Below are 25,854 nucleotides of genomic sequence, written 5' to 3'. Positions count from 1 at the left end.
CCGGCAGCATTCGATTTGGTCTGCTGCCAGCACTGAAATCAATCTTGCAGGCAGCCACGATTTTCGGTATTTCCTTCGGCATCGAGCTTAAGATTTTGCTGAAGGTTATCCGACATGCTTCGCCTACCACTGTTCTGTGTGCTATCACTCGTTGCCTGGGTTGTTGGTACCGCGACGACTCAAGCCGCCGATCCGTACAAGGCGCGGGTGACGACCGATCAAGTCTTTACCCGCAGTGGCCCGGGGCAAAACTACTATCCGACGGCCTATCTCAATAGAAACACCATCGTCGAGGTTTACCGGGAAGATGCTGGCGGGTGGTTGGCTATTCGCCCCACCGAGAACGAATTCAGCCTGATTCGGGCTCACGACTTATCCTACGGCGAAGACCGACGCGACGCATTGATCGAGGGGCACGATGCTCCCTCGTACGTTGGTAGCCAGATTAGCGATCAACATCATGTGGTTCACGTGAAGCTAAGCCCAGGCGAGCCGGTGTCGGTGCTGGGCATTGTCGAACTACGCGATAAAGAGAGCGGCAAGAAGGAAGCGTTCTATCGCATCGCGCCTCCCTCAGGCGAATTTCGTTGGATCAACAAGCATTTCATCGAGCGCATCACGCCAGGTCCACCACCGGCTTGGGCTCGCCAGGATGATCCAGCTGCGATTAACGAAGTCGTCAAAGATGCCGACTTCTGGCGGAAGAACGAGGAGAAACTAAAGGTCATCCGCCCGGTTTCTTATGATGAAGAACCAAGTGAGATGAAAGGGGCCCAACTGGTTGGCGAACCACAGCCGCTCGAACAAACGCCTCCCCTGGCAGATATGGACTTAGTCGAGCTTGAACTGGCGATCAGCCTGGAATGCTTGAAACCTTACGAAGAGTGGAAGTTCAAGCCGCTGAAAGATCAGGCGAAGCGGTTGATCGCGGAAGGGGCAACCCCCCTCGAACGAGGTCAGGCCCGGCTGCTGTTGGAAAAAGTCGATGAGTTTATTCAGCTGCAAGAACGCAAGCTGGCTGCAGAAGAGGCCAAAAAGCTGGGGGCATCACCGGCTGCGGTTTCGTACTTAGATGACGAGAAGTTTGGCAAGATCGGCCAGTCGAACGATCCGGCAGCGAAGTTTATCGGCGATGGCCTCGACCCTCGCTACGATGGACGTGGCTGGTTGATGCCGGTCATCACGCGGGCATCGGCCTCAAAAAATAATGGCCAATACACGCCTCCCTTCGCGTTGACGGATTCCCAAGGGAACGTTCTTCAGTTCGTAAGCCCCGCCCCAGGACTTAATTTGCGCCGTTATGCTCGCACGCAAGTCGGGATCTACGGCCAGCTTTCGCCATTAAACCAGTTTACGAAGCCCCATTTGACGGCCCATCGGGTGATTGTGCTCGACCGACACGAGAAGCGCTAGACAAGCTTGGGATGTCCCTGGGTGTCATGGCCGAAACGGACCATTCATGGTCAAATAGAAGGATTGTTCCAGCCACCTGGGGTTGGACGGGTTCGTTTGAAGCAATCTATTTGAAAGCCAGTATGAGCGAAGACGTTTCGCCAGCTCCTGAATCCCCTCCGAGTAGCACTTTGGAGGAGGCTCTGCAGAAATACGGAGCCCCCATGCCCGAAGAAGTGCGCGAGCAGATCCAACGCTATGTCGATGTGCTGTGGGAGATCAATCAGTCGCTAAATCTGACCCGGCATACCGATTACGACAAGTTTGTCTCGCGCGATGTCATTGATAGCATGGCCTTGGCGGGGCAATTGAAGCCCAACGAGGAAATCCTCGACATGGGCAGCGGTGGCGGAGTTCCCGGGATTTTGATCGCCATTATCCGGCCTGACGTTCGAGTTAGCTTGTGCGATTCGGTCGGCAAGAAAGCCAAAGCCACGCAGGAAATCGTCGAGCGTCTTGGATTAGAGATTCCTGTCTACCACAATCGGGCCGAAGACGTTCTCGAAGACTTGAGCTTCGATGCGGTCGTATGTCGAGCGGTCGCTCCGCTGCGGAAACTGTTGCTCTGGCTCGAAAAGCACTGGCTATCGGCTGGTCGCTTGCTAGCGGTGAAGGGTGGCCGTTGGGTGGAAGAAGTGAAAGAAGCTCGCCACCATGGCGTGACCAAGTCGGTCGAGATTCGTAATTCCTACGAGTACGAAACGCCCGGCAACGATCATCCGAGTGTGATTGTGAAAGTTTGGGCGAAAGGTCGCAAAGAGCCTTGAGACGATTCAACTTGCGCCCCGTTTGTGTCGTTGTTGAGATGGGGCTTCCCCCCTATAATCAGGCGATTATCTCCCAATGGAATAATCGACCTAACGGCCTGTCGAATTTCTCGGATCGGCTAGGTTGTTAAGGCTTAGAGCAATGTCGATCTTACCGATCGGTGTTGCGCTCCGCGTGATTTCCACGCCTCGACCTTCCTCCCTCCTGGGAAGAAGGCCAAAATTGCTTAACTTCAACTTGTAGTGATGGATTGATGTCCGGTTATCAGATAACGCATCTCAAACAGTTGGAAGCGGAAAGCATCCATATCATCCGCGAAGTTGCGGCCGAGTTTGAGAACCCGGTAATGTTGTATTCGGTAGGGAAAGACTCGTCCGTCATGGTCCACTTGGCCATGAAGGCGTTTTATCCCGCCAAACCGCCGTTTCCTTTGATGCATGTCGATACGACGTGGAAGTTCAAGGAAATGATCAACTTCCGCGAAGAATATGCCCGCAAAGAGCTGGGGCTCGATCTGATCGTTCACATCAACGAAGAAGGGAAGCAGCTGGGAATCGACCCGTTCGAGGACAGCGTGCGCCATACCGACTTGATGAAGACCGTCGGCTTGAAGCAGGCGTTAGATAAATACAAGTTCGATGCCGCGTTTGGTGGGGCTCGCCGTGACGAAGAGAAGTCGCGGGCCAAGGAACGTGTCTTTTCTTTCCGCGATCGCAATCACCGCTGGGATCCCAAGAATCAGCGGCCAGAGTTGTGGAGTTTGTACAACACCAAGGTCAACAAAGGGGAAAGCATCCGTGTGTTTCCTTTGTCGAACTGGACAGAACTCGACGTCTGGCAATACATCCATCTCGAGAACATTCCGATCGTCCCGTTGTACTACTCGGCCAAACGCCCCGTGGTGTGGCGTAACGATATGTGGATTTTGATGGACGACGACCGCCTCAAGCTCGAGCCGGGCGAAAAGGTAGAAGAAAAGATGGTCCGCTTCCGCACGTTGGGCTGTTACCCTCTGACCGGTGCCGTCGAATCGGAAGCGGTCACGCTACCAGATATCATCCAAGAGATGCTGCTCACCACGACCTCGGAACGTCAGGGCCGCGCGATCGATAAAGATCAGGGCGCCTCGATGCAGAAGAAGAAGGAAGAAGGGTATTTTTAACGCCTGTAGACAGGCGCGTGTTCAGTTTTTCGTATTCAGTTTTCAGCAAGAGAAGAAGACTGATTCGGCAAGAAGGCTGGACCATAAATCCCACTGAAAACTGACCACCGAACCCTGAAAACTAGACGTATGTCTCACAAATCTGATCTGATCGCGACCGACATTCATGCTTATCTTGCTCAGCACGAGAAGAAAGAACTGTTGCGTTTTATCACGTGCGGTAGCGTTGACGACGGCAAAAGCACGCTGCTGGGTAAGTTGTTGATCGAGTCGAAAGCGGCTTACGAAGATCAGTTGGCAGCAATCGAGAAAGACTCGGCCACGCACGGAACCGTCGCCGGCGAGATCGATCCGGCGCTGCTGACCGACGGTCTCAAAGAAGAACGCGAGCAAGGTATCACCATCGACGTGGCCTATCGTTACTTCTCGACCGCAAAACGCAAATTCATTGTGGCCGATACGCCCGGGCACGAGCAGTACACTCGCAACATGGCCACCGGGGCTTCAACCGCCGACTTGGCGATCATTCTGATCGACGCCCGCCAAGGTGTGTTGACCCAAACCAAACGCCACAGCTTCATCACTTCGCTGTTGGGGATTCGCCATATTCTGGTCGCGATCAACAAGATGGACCTAGTCGATTACAGCCAGGAAGTCTACGAGAAGATCAAGCAAGATTACGTCGACTTCGCGGCGAAGATGTCGGCCGACGATGTCCACTTCATCCCGCTTTCGGCGCTTAAAGGGGACAACTTGGTCGAGAAGAGCGAACGCATGCCGTGGTACGAAGGTGCCACACTGATGCACATGCTCGAGAACCTTTACATCGGTTCCGACCGAAACTTGCAAGACTTCCGCTTCCCGGTCCAGTTGGTTAATCGCCCTGACTTAAACTTCCGCGGTTTCTGCGGTACGGTCTCGTCCGGCACGATTCGTCCCGGCGAAGAAGTGATGGTCATGCCTTCGAAGAAGACCAGCAAGGTCAAGCGAATCGTGACCATGGATGGCGACCTGGAAGAAGCCTATCCGCCGATGTCGGTCACGCTTACCTTCGAGGACGAAATCGATTGCAGCCGTGGCGATATGATTGTCCGCCCTGGCAATCGCCCCAAGGTCGATAGCAATTTCGGCGCTATGGTGGTTTGGATGGCGGAAGAGCCGCTCGTGCCGGGCAAGCAATATTTCGTCAAGCATGCCACCAAGATGTTGACCGGAACGGTCTCGCGGTTACGCTACAACGTCGATGTCAACACGCTGCATCGGCAAGATACCCCAGCCCTGAAGCTGAACGAAATTGGTCGCTGCTCGGTCAAGCTGAGCCAGCCGGTGTGCTTCGACCCCTATGCGAAGAATAAGACAACCGGCGCTTTCATTCTCATCGATTACATGACCAACCGCACCGTAGGTGCCGGCATGATCATCGATCGCGATGCCAGCGACCAGGACGAGCTATGGGATGTCGAAGGTGACCAGTCGCTGCAAGCCTCGAAGGGGAATGTTTCTGCTGAGGAACGAGCCGCTCGTTTCGGTCAGAAACCTGCCACGCTGCTGTTGACCGGTCTGACCGGCGCCGGCAAGACGACCATCGCTTACGCTTTGGAACGTCGCTTGTTCGACGAAGGCAAGACGAGCATCGTCCTCGATGGTCAGAACCTGCGGCACGGCATCAGTAAAGATCTAGGCTATACCGCCGAGCATCGCAGCGAGAACCTCCGCCGAGGAAGCGAAATTGCCCGCATGTTGAACGATTCTGGCGTGCTATGCATCGCGGCCTTCTTGGCCCCCAATGCTGAAGTGCGGGCCAAAGCTGCCGAAGTCATTGGTAAAGATCGCTTCCTCACGGTTCATCTGTCGGCACCGGTCGAGGTTTGCCGTCAGCGGGACGATTCCGGCATCTACGCCAAGGCCGATAGTGGCGAGATTGCTAATTTCCCTGGCGTCAGCTACGAATACGAAGCGCCGAGCAATGCCGACCTGGTTTTGCCCACGCACGAAATGCAAGTCGAGCAGTGCGTCGACAAGATTTATCAGCTCTTGCAAGAACGCGGTTTGATCGATTGATCTTGAGTTGAAGGCCGCCATGCTGGCATAATTTCCCTTGGCCTGGGGGGAGTTCCTCGGGAACTTCTCCTCGTCCAAGGAAGGCATGAGATGAAGCGGCGATTCAGCGCTTGGCGGCGACAATTTATGTCCCGTGTTCGTGCACTGCTGTTTCGTTATCAGGGCATGGCGCCCCCTGCCAAGGTTTGTGCAGCCGACGATTGGATTGTCTGGCGACCCACGTTGGGTAGTATCAAGCCACTTGATCCGCCAGAGTGGATATCTGTACCGGCTCGGCAAGTCTTTGGCTCGCAAGACGAGATTGCCGGCCATCTGTCGGCTCTGCCAGAGACAACGCGAACCGAATTCGAGCGATTGCTTTTTGGTCATGCCGACTACACGGTTGACGAAGGCCGCATGATCCATATGAAGTCGCCCTATGTCTTTGGACGAAATGTTGCCGTGATCACTTCGGAAGGTGAATACAACCTGGAAGATCTCGGCACACTTCGATTTGCCAATGCTTCTCCGCCCGACGCAGCAAACTACGTTGGGCATCTGCCTCGTCCCAGGAAGTTGTCTGGCTCACTTGGTGTCCTGGCGTTTGGGGCGTGCAGTGGGAACTACTATCATTTTCTGATCGATTGCCTGCCGAAGCTGCGTCACCTGGAAATGGCCGGCGCGCGGATCGATCGATATTACGCTCCGTTTCGCTATGACTTCAATCGGCAGCTTTTCAAGTTATGGGGTATTCCCGCCTCACGCATCGTCCCGGCTCGCGAACTAAGTCACGTTACGGCGGAAGATGTTTATGTGCCGCAGCCGCTCGAGTTACCTCGACCGGCAGATATGCGTTACTTGTTTGAAACCATGGCGCGGCAACCATGGAACCAACTCGACGGCAAACCTCAGCGACGGATCTACATTTCTCGTGCGTCGGCAAGATTTCGCCGGGTTATTAACGAAGCCGAGGTTGTCACAACGCTTGCTCGGCAAGGGTTTCAAGCGGTTCAACTGGAAGGGATGCCGCTGGTAGATCAAATCAAGCTCTTTCAGCAAGCGGCTATCATTGTCGCGCCGCATGGGGCTGGGTTAGCAAACATGGTGTTTTCGCCCCCAGGAGCCACCGTGGTTGAGATCGGTACGGTCCATCGTCCACTTCCTTTTTTTCAGCGTTTGAGCGCCGTTTGTGGGCATCGTTTTGCTTGGTTCGTGGCGCGTTCTGAAAAGCTCTCTGAAGGGGAGGCGAACCTCAATGTTGATGTTCGCCAATTAGAAACAGACATCGAAGCACTGCTTCAGCCGGCATCGGTAGTCGCGCCTTATCGAAGCGCGGCATGAGTAAGGAAGAGAGAAGTAGTATGGAAATGCCACGATTTCAGAAAATAGGGCTCGAGAAGCTGGGAGCAGAATGGCATGGCTGGCTCCGCGAGCGCTACTACGCCGCGTTCGGGGTGCCTGCTCCGACCGTGGAAATGGATTCTCGCCAATGGGCAGCTAGCCGACCAGGGCTAGGCCAATGGATCGAAGTATCGCCTCCTCGCGCCGAGATTATCTCGCCCCGCAAGATTGAAGGAGCCGTTGACGAGCTTTCACCCCACTTAAAAAGTCAGTCGTTAGATAGACGCCATCGATATCTGGAAGAGATCCATCCGGTCGGCGAGTATCATTTCGACTCGGAATATGTTGTATCGATCGAGCGGGGTAGGGTAGTAGGGCGAACCGTCGCCGTGATCACGCCGGATAACTGCAACCTTACCGATGTCGGAAAAATTCAATTTAAAAGCCAAGGCCCGCACGGACGTTGGAATTATCGCGGAGGGCTGCCGCAACCCATGCGTTTTCGCGGCAAGCTGGGCGTGCTTTCTTATTCGGTGTGCGGAATGAACTTCTTTCATTTCCTGGTGGAATGTTTGCCCAAGCTGCGTCTGTTTGAAGAAGCAGGAATCGAGATCGACCAGTTTTACGCCCCTTATCAACACCGCTATGCCAAACAACTGTTAGAACTTTTTGGGGTAGGAAGCGAGCAGGTTATTCCCGAGGCCGCTGGTCGGCATCTCTTGCCGGATCAGCTTGTGGCTTGTTCGCCGATTAGTTTTCCTCGAAGAGAAGCTCGCCAGTTTTTATTCGAGCGGATGGCCCAGCAACCGTGGTCTCAAGTTGCAAGTGGGAAAAGAAAACGCATCTATATCTCGCGGGCCAAGGCGGGCTGGCGGAAAGTGCTGAATGAAGACCAAGTGATGGCGATGCTTGCTCGTCATGGTTTTCAGCGATACTTTCTGGAAGACCTAAACGTGCGAGAGCAGATTCAGTTATTTCAGCAAGCCGAAATGATTGTCGGTCCACATGGGGCTGGGCTGGCCAATATCGTATTCACCCCGCCTGGTGCGAAGGTGATTGAAATAGGGACAGTCTATCGGCCCTTCGGTTATTTTCATCGTTTGTGTACCCAGTGCGATCACGACATGGTGTGGTTCCTTGGCCAGGCAGTGCAGGGGACGCGCAAAGAAGAATCGCACATCGTGGTAGATGTTGCGCAATTGGAAGGTTGTCTGGCGCAACAGCCTAGTCGCTATTTAGTTGCGGCATGACGGCAGATTGTGGGCAGAACTGCAAACGTCTAAAATCGGGTTCTGAAAGACCCTGCGGAGCCCACCCCAATGCCCAGTTTAACAATTCAAAATTATGTGAAAGAGATTTACCAGATCGCGATGCAAGGGCCCGATAAGGCCGCGTCCACTGGGGAAATCGCCGCTGCGCTGAAGGTTTCGCCGGGGACCGTTACCAGCATGCTAAAAACCCTCAGCGAAACCGGTCTGGCTTCGTACACCAAGTACGAAGGCGTACGTCTGACCGAATCTGGGCGGAAACTGGCCCTGCGTGTTTTACGACGTCATCGCTTGATTGAACTGTTTTTGGTTCACACGCTGGACTTGGCCTGGGACGAAGTCCACGAAGAGGCCGAGAACATGGAACACGCCGTGAGCGATTTATTGGTCGACCGGATCGACCAATTTTTGGGCTACCCTGCTTCCGATCCACATGGCGATCCGATTCCAACCTCGGACGGAAAGATTCGCACAGAAGAAGGGGTGAAGCTAACCGAGTGGGAAGCCGGTAAGGCATTTCGGCTGATTCGGGTGATGGACCAAAGCCCCGATTTTCTCCGCTACTTAACGGAAGAAACGCTGCAGCCTGGTTGCGAGGCAAAGCTGATCGCTAATCGCCCTGAAGCAGGCATCTTGATGATCGAAATTCAGGATCGGGTCACGGCGCTAGGGATCGAGGCGGCTGAAAAGCTGATGGTGACCGCCGTTTCTTAACGCGATTTAATAGACGGAGCTTACTAGCCCGGTTGAATTGCTCGGATCGACTACGCTTGTTGCTGAGGTGGCAAGGATTCCATGGCCGGCAAATGCCCCAGCGATCGCCGGACCATCGTCAGTTGCCCGCTGTGGAGCCCTTCGTGCCAAATCGCTGTTTCAAATACTTGTCCGTAGTCGGCCAGAAAATCAGGCGTACCGCTAGGGGTTTTTGTGGCCAGGTCTTCGTCGGTTAGGCTACCGAGAATTTCTAAGAGCGTCGCCCGGCGTTCGTTCATGTAGGCTCGAACTTCTTCGATCGGCGGGTAGGTCGTTAGCTGAGCCGAAGGCGTAGAGCCGAGGCCGAACAGTTCCTGGTAGTGATCTTTATTCGCGACCTTATCTGGCGCCAAAAGCGAAATGAAGAAGTTGTCGGTCGTGGCCATGTGCCCGATAAACCACAGGGCGTGATTGCTCTGGCTACAGACCTGGGCGACCCAATCTTCAGGCTGTTTGAAGTCGCTCAGAATGCGATTCGTGAAGCCGCGTGCCGCTTCCAATTGGTGTTGTATCCGTTGGATCATGGACATGGGCTTCTCCTTGATTTTCAGGCTTCGTTAGGGCGTTCACACCCGATACCGGCGTTACGAAGGATTTGCAGGAAGTCTGCGATTTGCTGCTCGCTTGATTCGGCAAAGAACAGTTCGTGGACCTTTTGTTGAAGCTGCTCAACCACCGGTCGCAGCTTCGCGACCGTTTCCTCCCCCTGCGGCGTAAGGTAGATGCGGAGGGCTCGGCGATCATCGGGATCGCGGATACGGCGAATTAGGTTTGCTTTCTCGGTTCGGTCGAGCAAACCGGTCATGCTGCTAGCGTCTAAGTGAACCTGCTCGGCGAGCTCACTTGGTTTTTGACCATCGCGACACTCTAAGCAAGACAGCATAAAAAGCTGGGGTGGCGTGACCTCATACGGTGAAAGCCCTTCCGCATAGATCCGCGAAATCCTTCGCATCGCTACGCCTAGGTTAAAACAGAGAGAGTCTTCCTTTTTCCAGCTCATGCAGAATTATTTCAGAAGGTTGGGTAACGGACAATTTAGATTCTAGAAAACGTTCAGGGGAAGGCAAACCGAGCTGCGTGAGTTCTCACCGAAACTTATCGAAAGCTAAAGCGGTTTAACCGTTACTACCACTCCTTTGAACGCTGGGGTTTTCGACTTTGGATCGGCTGAGCGAGAGACCAACGTATTGGCTTCGGGATAGTACATTAGGGCGTTGCCAGCTTTGATGTCGTCGAACTCGTGGACCACAAAACCGTTGAGCTGGCCAATGTTCGAAGTGATTGCGACCTTTTGCCCATGCTTCACACCCAGGCGTTGGCAGTCGTAGGGATTCAAAAGGATCACATCGCGTCGGTCAACACCACGGTAGATATCGTACTCTTCGTAAACCACCGTGTTGAACTGACCCTCACTACGTACCGTCATCAGCCGCAGTTCCCCCTCGCTGGTCCCTTTCAGATCGGGGATTTCGCTCGTATGAAGTATCAACCGACCGCTGGGCGTAGGGAATTTTGGGGTGTGGAATGTTCGCCCGTCAATCTGAAATTCTTTCTTCGTCCGATCGATATCCGCGATCTTGTCGAAGCCAGGAACCACCTTGGCCAGGGCGGCGCGGATCTTATTGGTGTCTTGCATCGATTTCCAATCGATTGGCGTCTGATCGTTCAGGACACCTTCGGCCATGGTGGCGATCACATCGACTTCGCCGCGCGGACCTTCCAAGCGCCGCGGCCCCCCTTCCGACATGCGAACGTAATTAAACATCGACTCTTGGGTCGTCTGGTACGGTTCTTCATCGCGAGCCAAGACCGGTAAAATGATGGTTTCCCGCGCGATACCGTGCGCATGCCCTGTGTTGAGCGTCGTGCTTAAGTAGACCATCGTGTCGAGGTTCTGAATCGATTCGGCGGCGAAGTTGAGGTCTGGGTTCGATCCGTAGAGGTTGCCTCCCAGGCAAAGCCCAAACTTCAGCTTGCCGGAATGGGCGTCTTCCATGCACGCTAAGGTGTCGAGTCCGGGCGTGCGGGGAAGTTGCACGCCGTATTCTTGTTCTAGCCCGTCGAAGATCGCCTGTTTGAGCGTCGGGGTGACACCCACCGAGCCAATGCCTTGCACGTTGGAATGCCCCCGAATGGGCATTAAACCACAGCCCGGCTTACCGACCATCCCCCGCATGGCGGCCAACGCGGCGATTGCTTGCACGTTGTTCACGCCATGCACGTGATGCGTGATCCCCATCGTCCAACTGAAGATAACCCGCTTCGCTTTGATGTAGCGTTGGGCAATGTCTTCGATCTGAAGCCGCCCGACGCCAGACTTGGTTTCGATTTCTTCCCAGGACAAAGCTCGCAAGAATTCGAGGTACTCTGGCGTGTTCTCGCAATGATCGTCCAGAAACTGCTGATCTTGTCCGTTGAGTTCGAGCACCCGCTTGGCAATCCCATAAAGCAGGGCCAGGTCGCCGCCGATATCAGGCTGAACATAGAGCGTGGCGATCTTCGTGCCAAACAACAAACTCCAAGGGTCGCTCGGCACGCGGAAATTAACCAGACCTGTCTCGACCACCGGGTTAATCACAATCACTTCCCCACCACGCCGACGCACATGCTTCAAGGTCGACATCAAACGGGGGTGGTTACTGGAAGGGTTGCCACCGATCAGAAAGACCAGGTCGGCATGCTCGACATCTTCGAGCACGATGGTTGCTGTGCCGCTGCCGATGGTGGTGGAAAGGCCAACTCCGCTGGCTTGATGGCAATAGTAACTGCAGTTGTTGACGTTGTTGGTGCCGTACATGCGGGCAAAAAGCTGCAGCAGAAAGCCGGCCTCCATGCTGCTTCGTCCGCTGAAATACCAAAACGTTTGGTCAGCGGCAAGCGACTTGAGTTTGCCGACAATGCGCCCGAACGCTTCTTCCCACGTAATTGGCCGGTAATGTTGCTGGCCGGCTTCCCATAGCATCGGCTTGGTAAGACGCCCGGCGTGCTCCATTTGGTAAGGAGTGAACTTCTGCAGCTGAGCCACGCTGTACGTTTGCCAGAAGTCGTCCGGAATCGCTCCTTGCATGTCGGCCGACATGGCCTGCATCGATTTTTTACAGACTTCCGGGAATTGGCCGCGTTCGTTGACCATGCCTCCCTTTTGGCCACCCATTCCCAGAGCACACGTTTTGCAAGCGTTTTTGCTCCGCATGGCCTTCCAGAACTTCCAGTACCCGCCCGCTTCGCGCGCTTTCTGAAATGTGTACCGGATTGCTTGCCAGCCGCCGCCACTGGTTGGCTTTTTCATTTCGGGTTGTCCTGAAAAGATGAACGTGCAGGAGGCTGTTGGGAGGGAAGTTTGCCTCGATAGATATTCTAGCAGATCGGGCGAACCAGGGAACGCGGTTCGCGCTGCCAGCGAAACCTGGGATGTTCTCCAACTGCTGGCAAGGGGCAGAGAAGCCGAAAATCGTAAAAGCCCCACAGGACGAGACATGGCAAGTGCTGCTAGCCAATATCTACCCTGCGGGGCTTTGCAATTTGTACGGCTTAGGAAAGCCAACGTGGAGTTGACTATTCCGAGGCGACGTTCACAAACACCTTTAAGGCCGAGTTGTCTTCGACCAGCAGGCGGATGACTTCCTTGTAGTTATCCAGGCCATCGACCGGGTTGGTCAAAATCTTCTCCAAGACGCCGGGGAACATCATTTCGCCCAGGGCCAGGTCGCGGATACCCATCTCGAAGTGGTCGCGATTGGCGTTCACGCTACCTAACAGCAGCTTGTTACCGAGCACCCATTCTAGGTTGATTTTGTCGGTGGGAAGCTCGTGACGGGTGTTGTTACCGGTCACGCTAGTCAGCACCAACACGCCATTCAGACCAAGATACTTCATGCTCTCGAAAGCGATCACGCTGCTGCCGGTCGCATCGACGATGATGTCAGGTCGACCGGTCTGCTTGACCAGTTCGTCCAGATCGGTGTCTTTGGTGCTGACATACTTCGATTCCAGACCCTCAGCAATCTCTTGCTTCAAGTGCGGGCCTGGGGCACGGGCGATGGTGCAAACCTGCAGGCCGCGCAGACGTAGGGCCAGCGTGGTGAGCAAGCCAATCTGGCCGGCGCCCATCACCCAAGCGACCTTCGGGCTCCAGACCTTCATGCGGCGCTGCACTTCATAAGCTTGATGCACGGCCTTGGCGGCACAGCTCATGGGTTCCATCAGCACATGCAGATGGGTCAGCCCTTGCGGGACGCGGATGATGTAATCTTCTTCATCCACGAACTTCTCGGTGAGGTACCCGTGCAGCAGGTTGATGCCGCGTTCGTAGTAGGTTTCCTCGCTGGTCATATCGTAGGTGCCGATCTTGTCGTAGATCGAACCACCGGGGCGACGTACGGTCGCGGTGACGTAGTCGCCTGGTTTGAAGCGGGTCACGTTTTCGCCCACGGCTTCGACCACGCCAAACGATTCGTGCCCTAGCACCATGAAGTCGTCCCCGGGAGGGGCATTGCCGTACAGGGCGTCGTTGATTTCCTTGTCGGTAGCATCCACGCCCACCTTCAACACCTTGACCAGCACACCCTTGCCGTTAGGGAATTGATCGAGGGAAGGTTCTGGAATGTCACGCAAATGGACGCTATTGGGGGTCCCGGGAGTAACCGCAATCGCCTTCATGGGGAGCCGACTCGTCTATGGAAGGTAGGGGGAATGAAGAAATCCAATACGCCAGCAGTCTGTTGGTTTTCTGCTTCGATAGCGAGTAATCTCAATTACGTAGCCGATCTGAAGAAATTCAACGTGGTGCTAAACGCGTTAAAGGAGCCCAATTTACCACAGACACCCCATGAGAGGAATCGGGCGAAGGGAGCGAGATTGGAGGAACTTAACGAACTTTGTAGTAGTTTCGGTTGTCTTGCCGACTCTCGGTATGCTTGCAGTTTTCGAGGATCGTATAAAGAGAAAATGATGACCCAGCCGGCACCTTTTCAGCGTTACTTGGATTTAGCCCCAGAGACCGATTGCTACGAAACCCTAAAGGAGCAGTTCGTTCAGCTATTTCCCTGCTTCCAGGGGATGGAGGAAGAGAAAACGACAATCGTGCATCCCCCTTATGCCTGGACCATAAAGCAGATCGTGGGGCACCTGATCGATACCGAACGTGTCTTCACTTACCGAGCCCTCCGGTTCGCACGTGCTGATACAACCCCGCTGCCAGGGTTTGATCAAGATTTGTTCATGCAGGAAGCCAACTTCAATCAACGCCCTTATCACGAACTCGTACAGGAATTCATGCTCGTCCGCCAAGGGACGATCGAGATGTTCCGTACGTTTCCGGAAGAGGCCTTCGAGCGAGAAGGAAACGCGAGCGGTTTTCCTTGGACGGTTCGCCAACTCGGCCGCTGCATGGTTGGGCACGTGCGGCATCACTGGCAGATTGTTGAACAGCGTTTGGCGCACGCGTAAAGTCGGCACACTGCGGCGAAAGGCATCAACAAGCTTGCTCGATGAGCTGTTGTTTTTCTGTCTCTAGCTTATGTTTGGCTCGCTGTGATTTGTGAAGAAACAGTTGGCAATTCTCGATCACTTTTCTCACGGCAGCACGGGTATCGTCGCACTGTTGCCGGGCATGATTGATTTTCGATTGAACGATCCAATCGGCGATCAGGCCATCGAAGAAGTAATCGGCGAAGGTGGTAAACGAGCCGATTTCCAGCGACATTTGCAAACGCTGATTAACATCCCCCAGTTCCTTTTGAAAGCAGAGCAGATGCTTTTGGGTCTGCTCGGCGCTTCGGCGGGCTGTGTCGAGCCGAGAGTGTTTGGCCATTGTGGTAAGCATCCCGCCACCCAGCATATCAAACGTCCCGAAGTTTGCGGCAGAGTTAAGCGATTGGCGAACATCGTCGAGGGATGCTTGCGCTAACTTGCCTGCGCGAATTGCCTGGTAAAGTTCCTTTTCGTTAGCTGTATAGTTCGCGATTTCTTCTGTCAGCCCGATGATGCGCTGGGCCGTTTCATGCCCGCTTTGTTGCAAGTATTCGCTTTTCTCACGAAGCAACGCTTGATGCTGGCGATCGACATCGCCAAGAGTATTCATTTGCTGTTCTATTTGTTTGCATTCTGGCGCAAGATCATGAATGGTTGCTTGGGCTTGGTCTCGTTTGAGCTTCGCGGAAACAATCGCTTGACGCTGCTCTTCCAAGCGTTCCTCTTTTACTCCCAGAACAGCATGAAACAGGGCCGTTAAGCTCAAGCCTTCCAAGGCGTTAACATCGGCTTGGGCTTGCTCCAAAACCTGATTCGCTTCTTGCTGTGCGTGGGTGGCCTGGGCAAGTTGTTGTTTCGTTTCTCGAAGCATTTTCCAGAGCTTTGTTTTCTCTCGATGATTGGCCAGGCACTCGGCAAGCCGGGCGTTGAGAGAGGCAAGTTGTTCCGGTTCGGTCATTTCTCGGGTTCAGGAAAGATAAGGAATAATCTCGCGTGGTTGAATCACCTGCGACTTGGCCATGGGTTGGCATGTCCGCTGAAGAAACCACCACACAATACTCTTTGCTCTTTAATTCGTTACGCAGCGACAATTCTTGCCGTAAATCGCTCTGATAGCAGCCCGCACGAAGGAGGTCTCGTCGGTACGCAGTGGCATTTTCTTCGATAGATCGTAGTTTGTGCAAAGAGTTGTTTGCAAGCTGGACATCTTCTCCCTAACTTAATGCTCGAGAACGGACCATCCGGCCCGCCGGAAATTCGTGCGCTCATCCCACGTAGAAAGCCAGTGCTCGAGAAGTCCCATTTAGTTTTGAGTATGAAACCGATAGGAAGTTAAACCCACCGGGTGGGTCCTGCTAACTTGGTCCCCACTTCGCACCGGCAGGATGCCAGTGGCTCACAGAGGATTTCGTCAGAGAGCAGCTTTTACGGAGTTTTGAGTATGAAACCGGTGAGGTGAAAAACGACGTCTCGATAATAAGACAACCGTACCGGAAGTCGTTGCTGGGCTTAGGGTTTGAATTTTGAGTATGAAACCAAACAACAGCCGAACGTCACTGTCAGAAGAGTTTTGAGTATGAAACCGAAACAAAGTTAAACCCACCGTGTACCCCGGGCATCTTGCCCGGGTGGGTCCTACGATTGCTGTCTTGCCCCAGGTTTTTGCGATGAATGAAATACTTAGTACGGATCAGTATCTTGACTTCAAAAAGAAACTTGCCGCTTTGGTTCCAGACTCTGACGACGCAGAACTTCCCAGTCGAGAAGTCTGGCAGTTGTTCGAGTCGATCGGGATTGATCAAGCAAAATATCCTCAGGTCTTTGTTTTGCTCGGGGAATGTATTGAGTTGGGATTGCCACCAAAATCTCGGTACGTCGACGAATTGGCTTGCTACGACCTGGCTTTAGAAATCTGTCCAACTTGCCCCGATGCATTGAGAGCAAAAGGCCATTGCTTTATCACCCGTGATCAGCTTGAGGAAGGTTATTCACTATTTCAAGTGGCTCACGAAATCGATCCCACGATCGAAACAGCAATGGAACTTGCGGTGATTGAGTTTGCGCTTCGCGGAGAAAGTAATTACTGGAACGAGGCAAAAGCACGTTTACGAGAGATGACAATTCGAGTAAGTGAGTTGTCACAAGTGGTCGATAGCCAATCACCGTAGGCAATTCGGCTCACTATGAGTCAGGAATGCATGGCAACTGGGGGGACAAGCCTCGCTGACTCCAGAAGTCGGTAACTTGCGTGGCCAAGCCGTTCAGAAAACCAATCGCCAACCAAGCTCACCAACAATGATTGCCGCCAGCGTTCCTAAGCCGCTCAACAAAAGACTTGTGACAGTTGGCCAGATCCAATAGAGGTTCGGCCAGCGGTTCAGCTGAAAAAGGGCCACTGACAAACCGGCTGTCATGCCAACGAGAAGCAGCAAGTCAAAACGAAGAAAGTCGTGCCGCGTGTAGCCCCTTACCCAAACCGGAGGATTGCTGAAAATGCGAGGAGCGATGCTGTAGGCACCACCAAAAGCGGCCAGACAGCACGGGACGAAAGCTAGTTTACGGTCACTAAACAACGACAGAATCAGCGAAAGAGATACCGTCGTCAGAATGGTCATCGGCGTAATCACAGAGGCTTACCTTTGCTGTTCCTTGTTCGGCGAATACTTCGCTTTGATCTGCTGTTGAAGGGTTTGGAATTCTGGGTTGTTGGGATTTAGTTTCAGAAGGTCCTCGACGGCCTGTTCACCTTGTTCCCAGCGTTCCAGATGTTGACAGATCAACGCAAACATGTAGGCGTATTGCTCGCTGTTGGGCTCTAACTGTTTCGCCTTTTGATAGGCATTGAATGCCTCGTTGAACAATTTCGCTGCGAGTTCCGGATGAGCCTTGCGGCCAGCCAGGAACAACGCCGAGCCGTACTGGTACTGCAGCGGGGCAAAGTTGGGTTGAAGGCTGGCATCCCGTTCGATGTTGCTCAGTTCTTCCAATTGAAGACGCACGATTTCACCGGCGCGCTTTTGCAGGACCTCGGCCAGCTCTTCGGCTGCTGGGCGGTTGCCCGAGATGGCTAACTGACGCATCTGCCGTTCTTCCTGGCTTTGACGAGCTTCGAGCAAATTGACCAAATTGGAACGAGGCCCAGTGAAGTCTGGGTCGATTCGAATGGCCGTGCGGTATGCTTGCTCAGCTTTGGCGATGTCTCCTAAGCGTTCGTACAGCACGCCGAGCGAGAGGAACGAAGAGGGCTGATCGCCGTCTCGTTCCAACTGTTCGATCCGCTCGTTCAATGCCCGCTGAAACGCTTCCGACTTGCCGCGAAGTTTAAGCGCGGCAGGGTCTTGATTCGCCAAAGCCCACGCCGCTTGAACGCGGACGGCTCGTTCCTTGTCGGTCAGGCGGTTCATCAGCGCATCGAGAACATCCCCTTGCAGCTTTCGAGGCAAAGTACGAATCTCTTGCAGCGTATCGATCGCCGAAATCCGAACTTGTGGGCTCTCGTCCGTGAGATAACGCAAAGCGGTTTTCACCGAGTCTTCGGTCAAATAGTTCTGCAGGTACATCATCGCACTGGCGCGGACAATGTTGGGCTGATTCGGATTTTTGACCAGCTTCTGGAGCCCTTCGCCGGCATCGGGCTGGTTCGACCAGGCATGTGCCAGCGGGTAAGCAAACGATTCTTCCTGGGGAAGCTTGGAAGTCGGACCGTACCATTTGTCGACGGCATCGAGCGCCCATTGATCGACCTTGGCCAAAGCCGCGCGGACCTGTTCGTCTCCGTTGCGGGCAAGCGTCATCCATTGATCGTAGCGGGTGATTTCAGGATGTTCTTCCCGGGGAAGATCGGCTTTGTCGAGGTGGCACTTGGTGCAAGCGTTCGGCGTCCCCAAATTCACCGACAGATCAGGCCGAGGAATACGAATACTATGATCGCGCCGCGGGTCAACTTCCATGTAGGTGGTTTCCGGCATGTGACATTCGACACACGATGCCCCGCTCGATCCAATCGCATGGAAATGATGAGCGGACGTATCGTACTTACCGGCAGGGTGTTGATGGCACGAAGTGCAAAGCAAGTTGCCTTCAAATTTCAGCTTGGCGGTGTGAGGATCGTGGCAATCGGTGCAGCGAATTCCTTTGTGGAACATCTTGCTTTGGATAAACGAACCGTAGACGTAATCTTCCTCCATGATCTGACCATCGCAGTAGTATGTGTGCGGGGCGAGTAGTTCGTTGGAGTATTGATCGTAGTAGTTGTCGCCCCGCTGGTAAGTCGGGCAAATGACTTCTCGCCGAGAATGACACGCCGCACACGTTTCGACCTGATTGATCTGAGCTTCCTTGGTATCCCCTTTCAAAGTCTTCAGGCCATAGCCAAGATTGCGATCCCAAAACAAACTGTGCGATTTGGCGAGCTTCACGTGGGCACTGCCAGGGCCGTGACACGTTTCGCAGCTTACGTCAATTTCAGAAAAGGTGGTGTGGTACGTGTTGGTGGCCAGGTCGAAGTTCTTATGAACATCGGTCGAGTGGCAATCGGCGCAGTAGTGATTCCAGTTTTGCGTGCGGCCAGTCCAGTGCAAAGGATCGTCAACCGACAGCTTTTCGTTAACATCAGGCGGCGAAAGATAGAACCACTGATTCTTGGTGGTATCCCACGAGACACGTAAGACCTGAACCCGACCAATCGAACCAGGGGCCGAGCCAGGCGTGGGGGGCTCGATTTCGACCATGTATTGTTGCAAAGGGCGAACGCCGAAGACGTATTTGATCTCGAAGTCTTGCATTAGCCCGTCGGGGCCTTCAGTGTTGATCATGAACTTGCCATCTTGGCGGAACATGCGCGAGGTAATGCCAAAATGCTCGATCTCCGCGCCATCGAAGGTTCCTAGAACGGTTTCTTCGGTGGCTAGGTCCATGGCCAAATCGTGATCGGAACCTTCCCAGGCCTGGTTTTGCTGCTGGTGGCACTCGATGCACGAGTTTCGCCCTACATAAGTCAGAGGCGTGTCACTCGGTAGCGCGTAATACCAATCGGCCGCGACGAGCGAAAAGCCAACCAACAACAAAAGCAAACCAGCACCAACGGCCAGGATCGAGCGAGGAATAGTCTTCGATCTCGACTTAGACTGTTCTGCTTGAGACGCTGGCTGCTTTCCTCCGCTGACTTCACGGGAGGCGTCAGAGGACGAGGCGGACGACTGCTTGCGTTTCTGCTTGCGAGATGCCATAGATTGCGAAGAGAAGGGGATGGTGCGGGGGAAGATCAGATCGCGAACACCTCATTATGGCGGATAAAACCGAAAAAGGGTAACGCCCAGCCAAGCGAAACCCTCTTTTCCCGACGATTCCCACCGCCCCTTAAAACGAAAGCCCCACCTATGCCATCTGTACCAATCGTCCTGCCCGGCCTTAGGCAAGAAGTTTTGGCAATAAAGATCCCCCCGTTGACGAACCCAAGCGAAAAACTTAATGTCTATCTTCTCAATGGCGGCATAGCTCAGTTGGTTAGAGCAGCGGAATCATAATCCGCGTGTCGGGGGTTCGAGTCCCTCTGCCGCTACTTTTGCTTTTTCGCTTACAGCGGGAATGAGGCGTAACTGGTGGTAGATTAACCACTTGCGTCGATTCTAGGAAGTCCTTTTCCCGCTCATTTCTGGCCGGTTCTGGTCCATTGCCTCCAACATTCGCCCTGGGTGAGATTTGATTGGGCGTCAATTTGGGGGCCTAGTACCGATAGAACTGGCCCCGTTGGTGGTCTTTGGTTGCCGCTGGGAGTGCTAAGTGAGTTCTTTGCGGCAGAGGACGGCATCGGAAGAAGACTTGCTATCGAGGGTGAAACCACGTTCCTGGAAGATGGACAGCATTCTTTGGTTATCGGGCGAGGTTTCGGCCAGGACGGTTTTAATTCCCCAGTCGTAGCAAATTTCAAGGCAGTAATCGGTAAGCATCGAGCCTAGTCCCATACCTTGATATTCGTCGCCAATGATCACGGCGAATTCCGCGTCCACTCGATCGGCATCGGCCATGATGTTGGCGACTCCTACGATCTTCCGTTGTTGGTCTTGTTCAATCTCGGCGACGATCGTGAGTTCTCGGTCGTAGTCGATGAAACAGAAACGGGTTGCCATGTCGTGGGTGATTTCTTTCACCAGACTACGGAAACGGAACCATAACGTGTTCTGCGAGCAGTTGACGTGAAAGTCGTGCCAGAGCGGTTCATCTTCCGGCTTGATGGGTCGCAATGTGCAGGGCGTGCCGTCTGGAAAGCGGGCCGGGCGAACGAGTTCTTCCGGATAAGGACGAATCGCCAGATGAGCAAATCGGCGGGGGGGATTCAAACGAACCTTTCGATCAAGCATGATCCGTGCGTCTAAGGCAACCGCCCCATGCTCTGTGGCCAGCAGAGGGTTGATATCCAGCTCTTGAATTTCAGGAAAATCAGCGACAAGGTACGACATGCGAATGAGCACTTCAATCAACTTGTCGACATCAACCCCAGGACCACCTCGGTAGCCTTGCAGCAACGGCCAAATGCGAAGCGATTCGAGCATTCGTCTGGCGAGACGTTCGTTGACTGGGGGTAATTCCAACGCGGTATCTTGAAAAAGTTCCGCAGAAGTTCCCCCTGCTCCAATGAGCAAGACCGGGCCAAAGACGGGATCGCGTCTTGCACCGATAATCAGTTCGACACCGCCGGCATGGTTGATCATTTTTTGAATCGAAACGCCATCAATTTGTGCGTCTGGACGATGGCTCTTAGCTGAATGAACGATGCGGTCAAACGCGGCTCGCACTTTTTCTTCGGTGGCGACCCCCAACTCGACACCACCGACGTCGGTCTTGTGGGTGATTTGAGGTGAGATAAGTTTCATGGCAACGGGGAAGCCGGTTCGCTTGGCAAGTTGAACGGCTTCGTTGGCATCGCGGGCCAGGAACGGTTGGGTGACAGGGATCTCGTAGGCGTCGAGCAGTGCTTTCGATTGAATTTCGCTGAGCGTGTCGTTCCCATTCCCGAGTAGCGATTCAAACACCGTGTGCATGCGGCCGCGTTCCAAGGGGAACTCAACGGGAATATCACGTGGTGTTTCGTACAGAACGTCATGGGTACGAACGTACGAAACAAGATACATGAACGCTTTTACCGCTTCTTCCGGAGCACGGTAGGTTGGGATGTGGGCTGCATTGAAAAGTGTGACGCCTTCGTGGGTGGCTTTGCCTCCCATCCAGGATGTTAATATCGGCTTGGTGGTCTTCTTGCTGACTTCGATCACGGCTTGTGCGGCAGCGGTAGGCTGACTCATTGCTTGCGGTGAGAAGACGACTAGAATCGCGTCGATCTCTTTGGCGGCCTGGACGATTTCCAACGTTTTGGCGAGCCGCTGGGGATCGGCATCGCCCAAGATGTCGATCGGATTGCTATGAGACCAAGCGGCGGGAAGAAACTGGTTGAGTTTCTCACGGGTTTCCTCTGAGATCTCGGCCAGTTCGCCGTTGCGGGCTAGTAGGGCATCGGTGGCCATCACGCCAGGGCCACCGGCATTCGTGACGATAGCCAGGCGTCCTCCCTTGGGCAATTTACGGCGAGCCAGCAGCGCGGTGCAATCGAAGATATCCGAGATTTCGTTTACCCGTACAATGCCGGCTCGATCGAACGCGGCCTGGTAGACGGTATCGACCCCGGCCATCGCTCCGGTGTGCGAGGCGGCCGCTTGGGCTGATTTGGCAAATCGGCCTGCCTTGTAAACCATGATTGGTTTATTACGAGCAAACGAGCGGCAAGCCGACATGAACTTACGGGCTTCTTTGACCGATTCGATGTAAAGGAAAATCGATTCAGTCCACGGATCGTTGGCGAAGTAATCGATCAGGTCACCTAGATCGACATCAAGCATGTTGCCAACCGACACGAAATAAGAGAAGCCAATCTGCTCTTGAAATGCCCAATCGAGAACCGCAGTGCAAAGGGCGCCAGACTGCGAAATGAAAGCGACTTTGCCTTTATCAGGGGCCGCCGCAGCAAAGCTGGCGTTCAGTGCCGAATGAGTGGCTACCACTCCTAAGCAGTTCGGGCCAACAATGCGTAGCCCGCGGAACTTGGCGGCAGTCTTCGCGATCTCTTCTTCTAGCTTTTTTCCCTCGGCTCCGATTTCTCGAAATCCAGCAGAGAGGATGATGATTCCTCGGACGCCGGCCTCGCCACATTGGCGAACCAAATCAGGCACGGTGACCGCCGGGGTGCAGATGATTGCCAGGTCGACCTTCTCGGGGACGTTGTCGATCTGAGGAAAGCAGGGATGGCCTTCCAGCTCTTCGTATTTGGGATTGATCGCAAAGATATGTCCTTCGAACCCACCTTGGGACAGGTTTTTGAGAACCGTATTGCCCACGCTGGCCTCTTTGCTGCTGGCACCAATGACGGCGACCGACTTAGGACAGAAAATTGCGTTCAGATTGTAAATCGACATGGCAAAAGCAAGTCCACCAAAGGGAAATCGAGGGAGATGATTGAGGACATTGTCGACGGTTGAAGGGGAATGTCGACCATGCTCTGATCCGATACAAAAGTCTTCGCAGAAATATCATGGACGCCTGGCCTGCTAAGCTGACCAGAGACACCAACGAAAACGCTGGAAGCCGCAGCAAAGTAATTGCCTCGCAGCGCTGCGTTCAATACTCCCGAGTTTACGGAGGCAAAATAAACAAGACTCGATTCAAAATCGGCGTTTGCGAAGGGACCAGGACAGCAAAATTCAAAACCGTTACGGTTTGCCACGACGGAACAAGCCGTTATTGCTGGATCATTTCGGAGGATTAGACCATCTGGAAAGTGTTTCAGGCTTGCCGGAAGAGAGCTGCATTCGGTGATGCAAGCAATTTGAATGGTCGCTAGCGGTGGTTGTGGATGATCAATGGCGAAGTGTTTCGTGGGTAAACCGGTCCGAATTGGGGGAAACTTGGGCTCGCGCGGATTAGCCGTTTTCCAGCACCCACTGGACGGCCAGCTTCATCAACTCGGCCCCGTTCTTAGCCCCCAACTTGTGTCGCAGTTTCTCGCGGTGGGTATCGATCGTATGAACACTCAAATGAAGCTGCCCGGCAATCGCTGCCGTCGTCATGCCGTTGCCAATCATCTGAAAGACTTCGAGTTCGCGGTTGCTTAGCCGTTCGACTGGGTGCGATGCTGGCTGGCCTTTTTGGTTGACGGCTTGATTGAGAAGATGCTGTGTCATCTTGCCACTCAAGTAGCGTTTGCCACTGAGCACGGTTCGGATGGCTTCTAGCACTTTTTCTTGCAGTTCCCGTTTGCTGATGTACCCGAGTGCCCCGGCTCGCAGAGCGCGTTCAGCGTATAAGGTTTCGTCGAAGGCGGAAACAACCAGCATTTTGGCGTACGGATAGCGAGTGTGGATGTCCTTAATCAAATCGATTCCATTTCCATCTTCGAGTTGGATATCGACGATCGTTAAATCGGGCACCTTCTCTGCAAATTCAACCATGGCCGCTTGAATGGAGCCTGTCTCGCCGCAAACTTCTAAATCGGACTGGGCTTCAATACGAGCTGATAATCCTTCGCGGACCAGGGGATGGTCGTCGACCAGTAAAATACGCATCGGTGCTTCAGCGGTGTCGAAATTGCTGCTAGACATGGCCGATATTTCCTCGTGAAATAATAGAACGAACGAGCGTGCCGCCAAATTCCCCATTACCAACGTGCAAGTTTGCCCCGATCAAACCGGCTCGGTAGGCCATGATTCGTAGCCCTAAGCCAACTCCGGACGAATGCTTGTCGGAAATGCCACTTCCGTTGTCGAGCACTTCTAGCAAAATCGACTTTTCTTCACCTATCATCGAGATATCAATCCGGCTCGCACCACCATGTTTGATGGCATTGTTGACCGCCTCTTGGACGATGCGAAAAAGATGGGTTGCCGCAAAGTTATTCGTCAGATCGATATCCCCTTGGGAAGTAAAAATGCACTCGATATTGTAACGCTCCTCGACGGTTGCCGCCAATTCCGTTAACGCCGATCGAAGCCCTTCGGCGTCGATTTCAACAGGGACCAAACCACGAGAAAGCTGATGGACTTTACGACCGGTTTCTCCAATGCCGGTGGCCACTCGCTCGATCATCTTGCGGATTTTGGCGATACGAGGTTCGTGTTCGGCCTGCCCAGGAATGCTGGTTAATAGCATTTCAGATACCGTTTGAGCCAGTAGGCCGAGTCCGGTGAGCTCTTGCTGGACGCTATCGTGCAGTTCTTGCCCAATACGGCGATCTTCTTCTGCAGCGATTTCGAGCACTTGGGTTTGAAGTTCTTTCAGCGCCGAAATATCACGTAAAATACCGATAAACAGGGGAGGGTGTTCGGTTTGGCTGATGGCCAGGCTCAAGGGAAATGTCGAGCCATCTTTACGTTTGCCAACTACTTCGCGGCCAACTCCGATGATTCTGGCTTGGCCTGTTTTCAAGTAACGGGCCAGACTAGTGTCGTGATGGGCATGGTACGATTCCGGCATCAGCAATTTGACATCCTGCCCTAACAACTCGCCTTCAGCATAGCCAAACATGCGATAGGTCGCCGGGTTCGCCCCGACAATGATTCCCTGATGGTTCATTGAAACGATGGCATCGATCGCGGTATTCAATATCGAACGGAGTTGTTCTTCGCCTTGACGTAAAGCTTCCACCGTTTGTTTGTGGTCGGTAACATCGCGATGCACTGACACATAATGAGTACAACGGGCTTCGCTATCGACCATCGGGGTAATAAACAAATCGGAATCGTAGGCCGTACCATCTTTCCGATAGTTCACCAATTGGCAACGAAATGATTGACCAGCGGCAAGCGTTTGTCGCAGCTGTTTCAGCAAAGCATGATCGGTTTGTTTGCCTTGCAGGATACGAGGGGACTGGCCGATGAGTTCTTCGCGCGAGTAACCGGTCGTTTGGCAAACGGCGTCGTTCACATAGACAATGCGAGGGCCTGGTTGAACCAAATCGCAGTCTGTGACAATCACGCAATCGCCCATCTGCGAAACAGCGTCGGCGAGTAAATGATTCCGCACCTCGGCCGTTTGGCGGGCTTGTGCTTCGGCGTTTAACAGAAATTGGGTTGCCGATAGCTGTGCGATACGATTGAGACAGGCCCTCAGTGCCGCAGAATCGATCGGCTTGAGCAACGTGTCGAAGACCCCTTGTTCGAGCGTGGGAACATCCCGGTCTGCGTCCGGAGTCTCGGTCAACAGCACCACGTAGGCATGCGGGGCCAATTGTCTTAGCTTGCTCAGCGCTTCGGACGAGCTTTCCAGATCGGGCCCTGCTGAGAGCAACACAGCAACGACTTCCGACCAGTCGGTCCGCGTCAACGCTTCCTCGACATGATCGGCTTCGAACAGAGGGTAGCCATCAGAGGTCAGGGCAACGCGTAAGTCCTCGCGTGTCTGGGCATCTTCCTCGATGACAAGGACCGCCAATGGTGGTTGCATGCGGGAGGAAGACTTGATTTTCGATGAGCTGAACATCGCGGTGCATTTTTCCAGACTTGCCAGATCCTCGTCCAACTGCGGCTGTTGTGAGGCACATGCTGCTAAAAGGGA

Annotated in this window: 19 protein-coding genes and 1 tRNA gene; 10 read left to right on the top strand and 10 right to left on the bottom strand. The window is 53.8% G+C overall.

Annotated features, from left to right (window positions below; translation table 11 throughout):
- Positions 1 to 114 precede the first annotated feature (114 nt).
- The 7 genes from DTL42_RS03225 to DTL42_RS03195 all read left to right on the top strand — a co-directional run bounded on the left by DTL42_RS03225 (position 115) and on the right by DTL42_RS03195 (position 8,745).
- Positions 115 to 1,413 (top strand): hypothetical protein, encoded by a 1,299-nt coding sequence (locus DTL42_RS03225; protein ID WP_114367242.1) that lies wholly within the window; start codon positions 115 to 117, stop codon positions 1,411 to 1,413.
- Between the two features lie 122 nt (positions 1,414 to 1,535).
- The gene (gene rsmG, locus DTL42_RS03220; RefSeq protein ID WP_114367241.1) at positions 1,536 to 2,219 is read left to right on the top strand and encodes a 16S rRNA (guanine(527)-N(7))-methyltransferase RsmG; all 684 of its coding nucleotides are present in this window, start codon (positions 1,536 to 1,538) and stop codon (positions 2,217 to 2,219) included.
- Between the two features lie 254 nt (positions 2,220 to 2,473).
- Positions 2,474 to 3,382 (top strand): sulfate adenylyltransferase subunit CysD, encoded by a 909-nt coding sequence (gene cysD, locus DTL42_RS03215; protein WP_114367240.1) that lies wholly within the window; start codon positions 2,474 to 2,476, stop codon positions 3,380 to 3,382.
- Between the two features lie 129 nt (positions 3,383 to 3,511).
- On the top strand, positions 3,512 to 5,443 hold the full coding sequence (cysN, locus tag DTL42_RS03210) for a sulfate adenylyltransferase subunit CysN (protein ID WP_114367239.1): 1,932 nt from the start codon (positions 3,512 to 3,514) through the stop codon (positions 5,441 to 5,443).
- 126 nt (positions 5,444 to 5,569) lie between these two features.
- Positions 5,570 to 6,763 carry a glycosyltransferase family 61 protein gene (locus DTL42_RS03205; protein WP_158545213.1) on the top strand — a complete coding sequence of 398 codons (1,194 nt, stop codon included), beginning with the start codon at positions 5,570 to 5,572 and terminating at the stop codon, positions 6,761 to 6,763.
- Positions 6,764 to 6,789: 26 nt separating this feature from the next.
- Positions 6,790 to 8,013 carry a glycosyltransferase family 61 protein gene (locus DTL42_RS03200; RefSeq protein ID WP_158545212.1) on the top strand — a complete coding sequence of 408 codons (1,224 nt, stop codon included), beginning with the start codon at positions 6,790 to 6,792 and terminating at the stop codon, positions 8,011 to 8,013.
- Between the two features lie 69 nt (positions 8,014 to 8,082).
- The gene (locus DTL42_RS03195; protein ID WP_114367236.1) at positions 8,083 to 8,745 is read left to right on the top strand and encodes a metal-dependent transcriptional regulator; all 663 of its coding nucleotides are present in this window, start codon (positions 8,083 to 8,085) and stop codon (positions 8,743 to 8,745) included.
- Positions 8,746 to 8,795: 50 nt separating this feature from the next.
- On the opposite strand, the gene DTL42_RS03190 is transcribed toward DTL42_RS03195, so the two are convergent.
- The 4 genes from DTL42_RS03190 to DTL42_RS03170 form a co-directional block, all read right to left on the bottom strand.
- A complete protein-coding gene (locus DTL42_RS03190; RefSeq protein ID WP_114367235.1) occupies positions 8,796 to 9,314 on the bottom strand; it encodes a DinB family protein in 519 nt (172 codons plus the stop codon).
- A gap of 17 nt (positions 9,315 to 9,331) precedes the next feature.
- Positions 9,332 to 9,784: a MarR family winged helix-turn-helix transcriptional regulator gene (locus tag DTL42_RS03185; protein WP_114367234.1), complete on the bottom strand. Its 453-nt coding sequence runs from the start codon at positions 9,782 to 9,784 to the stop codon at positions 9,332 to 9,334.
- Between the two features lie 105 nt (positions 9,785 to 9,889).
- On the bottom strand, positions 9,890 to 12,073 hold the full coding sequence (locus DTL42_RS03180) for an FdhF/YdeP family oxidoreductase (RefSeq protein WP_114367233.1): 2,184 nt from the start codon (positions 12,071 to 12,073) through the stop codon (positions 9,890 to 9,892).
- A gap of 266 nt (positions 12,074 to 12,339) precedes the next feature.
- A complete protein-coding gene (locus DTL42_RS03170; protein WP_114367231.1) occupies positions 12,340 to 13,443 on the bottom strand; it encodes a glucose 1-dehydrogenase in 1,104 nt (367 codons plus the stop codon).
- A 288-nt stretch (positions 13,444 to 13,731) separates the two neighbouring features.
- On the opposite strand from DTL42_RS03170, the gene DTL42_RS26185 reads away from it, so the two are divergent.
- On the top strand, positions 13,732 to 14,232 hold the full coding sequence (locus DTL42_RS26185) for a DinB family protein (protein ID WP_158545211.1): 501 nt from the start codon (positions 13,732 to 13,734) through the stop codon (positions 14,230 to 14,232).
- A 25-nt stretch (positions 14,233 to 14,257) separates the two neighbouring features.
- Here the strand turns inward: DTL42_RS26185 and DTL42_RS03160 are convergent, their stop codons facing one another.
- On the bottom strand, positions 14,258 to 15,214 hold the full coding sequence (locus DTL42_RS03160) for a hypothetical protein (protein WP_114367229.1): 957 nt from the start codon (positions 15,212 to 15,214) through the stop codon (positions 14,258 to 14,260).
- A gap of 709 nt (positions 15,215 to 15,923) precedes the next feature.
- Between DTL42_RS03160 and DTL42_RS03155 the strand changes: the two genes are divergently transcribed.
- Entirely contained in the window at positions 15,924 to 16,424 is a 501-nt protein-coding gene (locus DTL42_RS03155) for a hypothetical protein (protein ID WP_147274141.1), read from the top strand.
- 93 nt (positions 16,425 to 16,517) lie between these two features.
- On the opposite strand, the gene DTL42_RS03150 is transcribed toward DTL42_RS03155, so the two are convergent.
- Positions 16,518 to 16,883, bottom strand: coding sequence for a hypothetical protein (locus tag DTL42_RS03150; protein WP_147274140.1), 366 nt, complete (start codon positions 16,881 to 16,883; stop codon positions 16,518 to 16,520).
- Between the two features lie 6 nt (positions 16,884 to 16,889).
- Positions 16,890 to 19,484: an ammonia-forming cytochrome c nitrite reductase subunit c552 gene (locus tag DTL42_RS03145; protein ID WP_114367226.1), complete on the bottom strand. Its 2,595-nt coding sequence runs from the start codon at positions 19,482 to 19,484 to the stop codon at positions 16,890 to 16,892.
- A gap of 258 nt (positions 19,485 to 19,742) precedes the next feature.
- On the opposite strand from DTL42_RS03145, the gene DTL42_RS03140 reads away from it, so the two are divergent.
- A tRNA-Met gene (locus tag DTL42_RS03140) sits at positions 19,743 to 19,816 on the top strand.
- Positions 19,817 to 20,033: 217 nt separating this feature from the next.
- Here DTL42_RS03140 and DTL42_RS03135 read toward each other — a convergent pair.
- The 3 genes from DTL42_RS03135 to DTL42_RS03120 all read right to left on the bottom strand — a co-directional run bounded on the left by DTL42_RS03135 (position 20,034) and on the right by DTL42_RS03120 (position 25,779).
- On the bottom strand, positions 20,034 to 22,721 hold the full coding sequence (locus DTL42_RS03135; RefSeq protein ID WP_114367225.1) for a bifunctional acetate--CoA ligase family protein/GNAT family N-acetyltransferase: 2,688 nt from the start codon (positions 22,719 to 22,721) through the stop codon (positions 20,034 to 20,036).
- 504 nt (positions 22,722 to 23,225) lie between these two features.
- Positions 23,226 to 23,903: a response regulator gene (locus DTL42_RS03125; RefSeq protein WP_199590019.1), complete on the bottom strand. Its 678-nt coding sequence runs from the start codon at positions 23,901 to 23,903 to the stop codon at positions 23,226 to 23,228.
- Complete coding sequence (locus tag DTL42_RS03120; protein WP_114367223.1) at positions 23,896 to 25,779, bottom strand: hybrid sensor histidine kinase/response regulator; 1,884 nt, start codon at positions 25,777 to 25,779, stop codon at positions 23,896 to 23,898. Before DTL42_RS03120 ends, DTL42_RS03125 begins: the two co-directional genes overlap by 8 nt.
- Positions 25,780 to 25,854 lie beyond the last annotated feature (75 nt).

The organism is Bremerella cremea (assembly GCF_003335505.1).
Taxonomy (GTDB): Bacteria; Planctomycetota; Planctomycetia; order Pirellulales; family Pirellulaceae; genus Bremerella; species Bremerella cremea_A.
The sequence above is the reverse complement of the archived record's forward strand: the minus strand, read 5'-3'. Positions and strand labels throughout refer to the sequence as shown.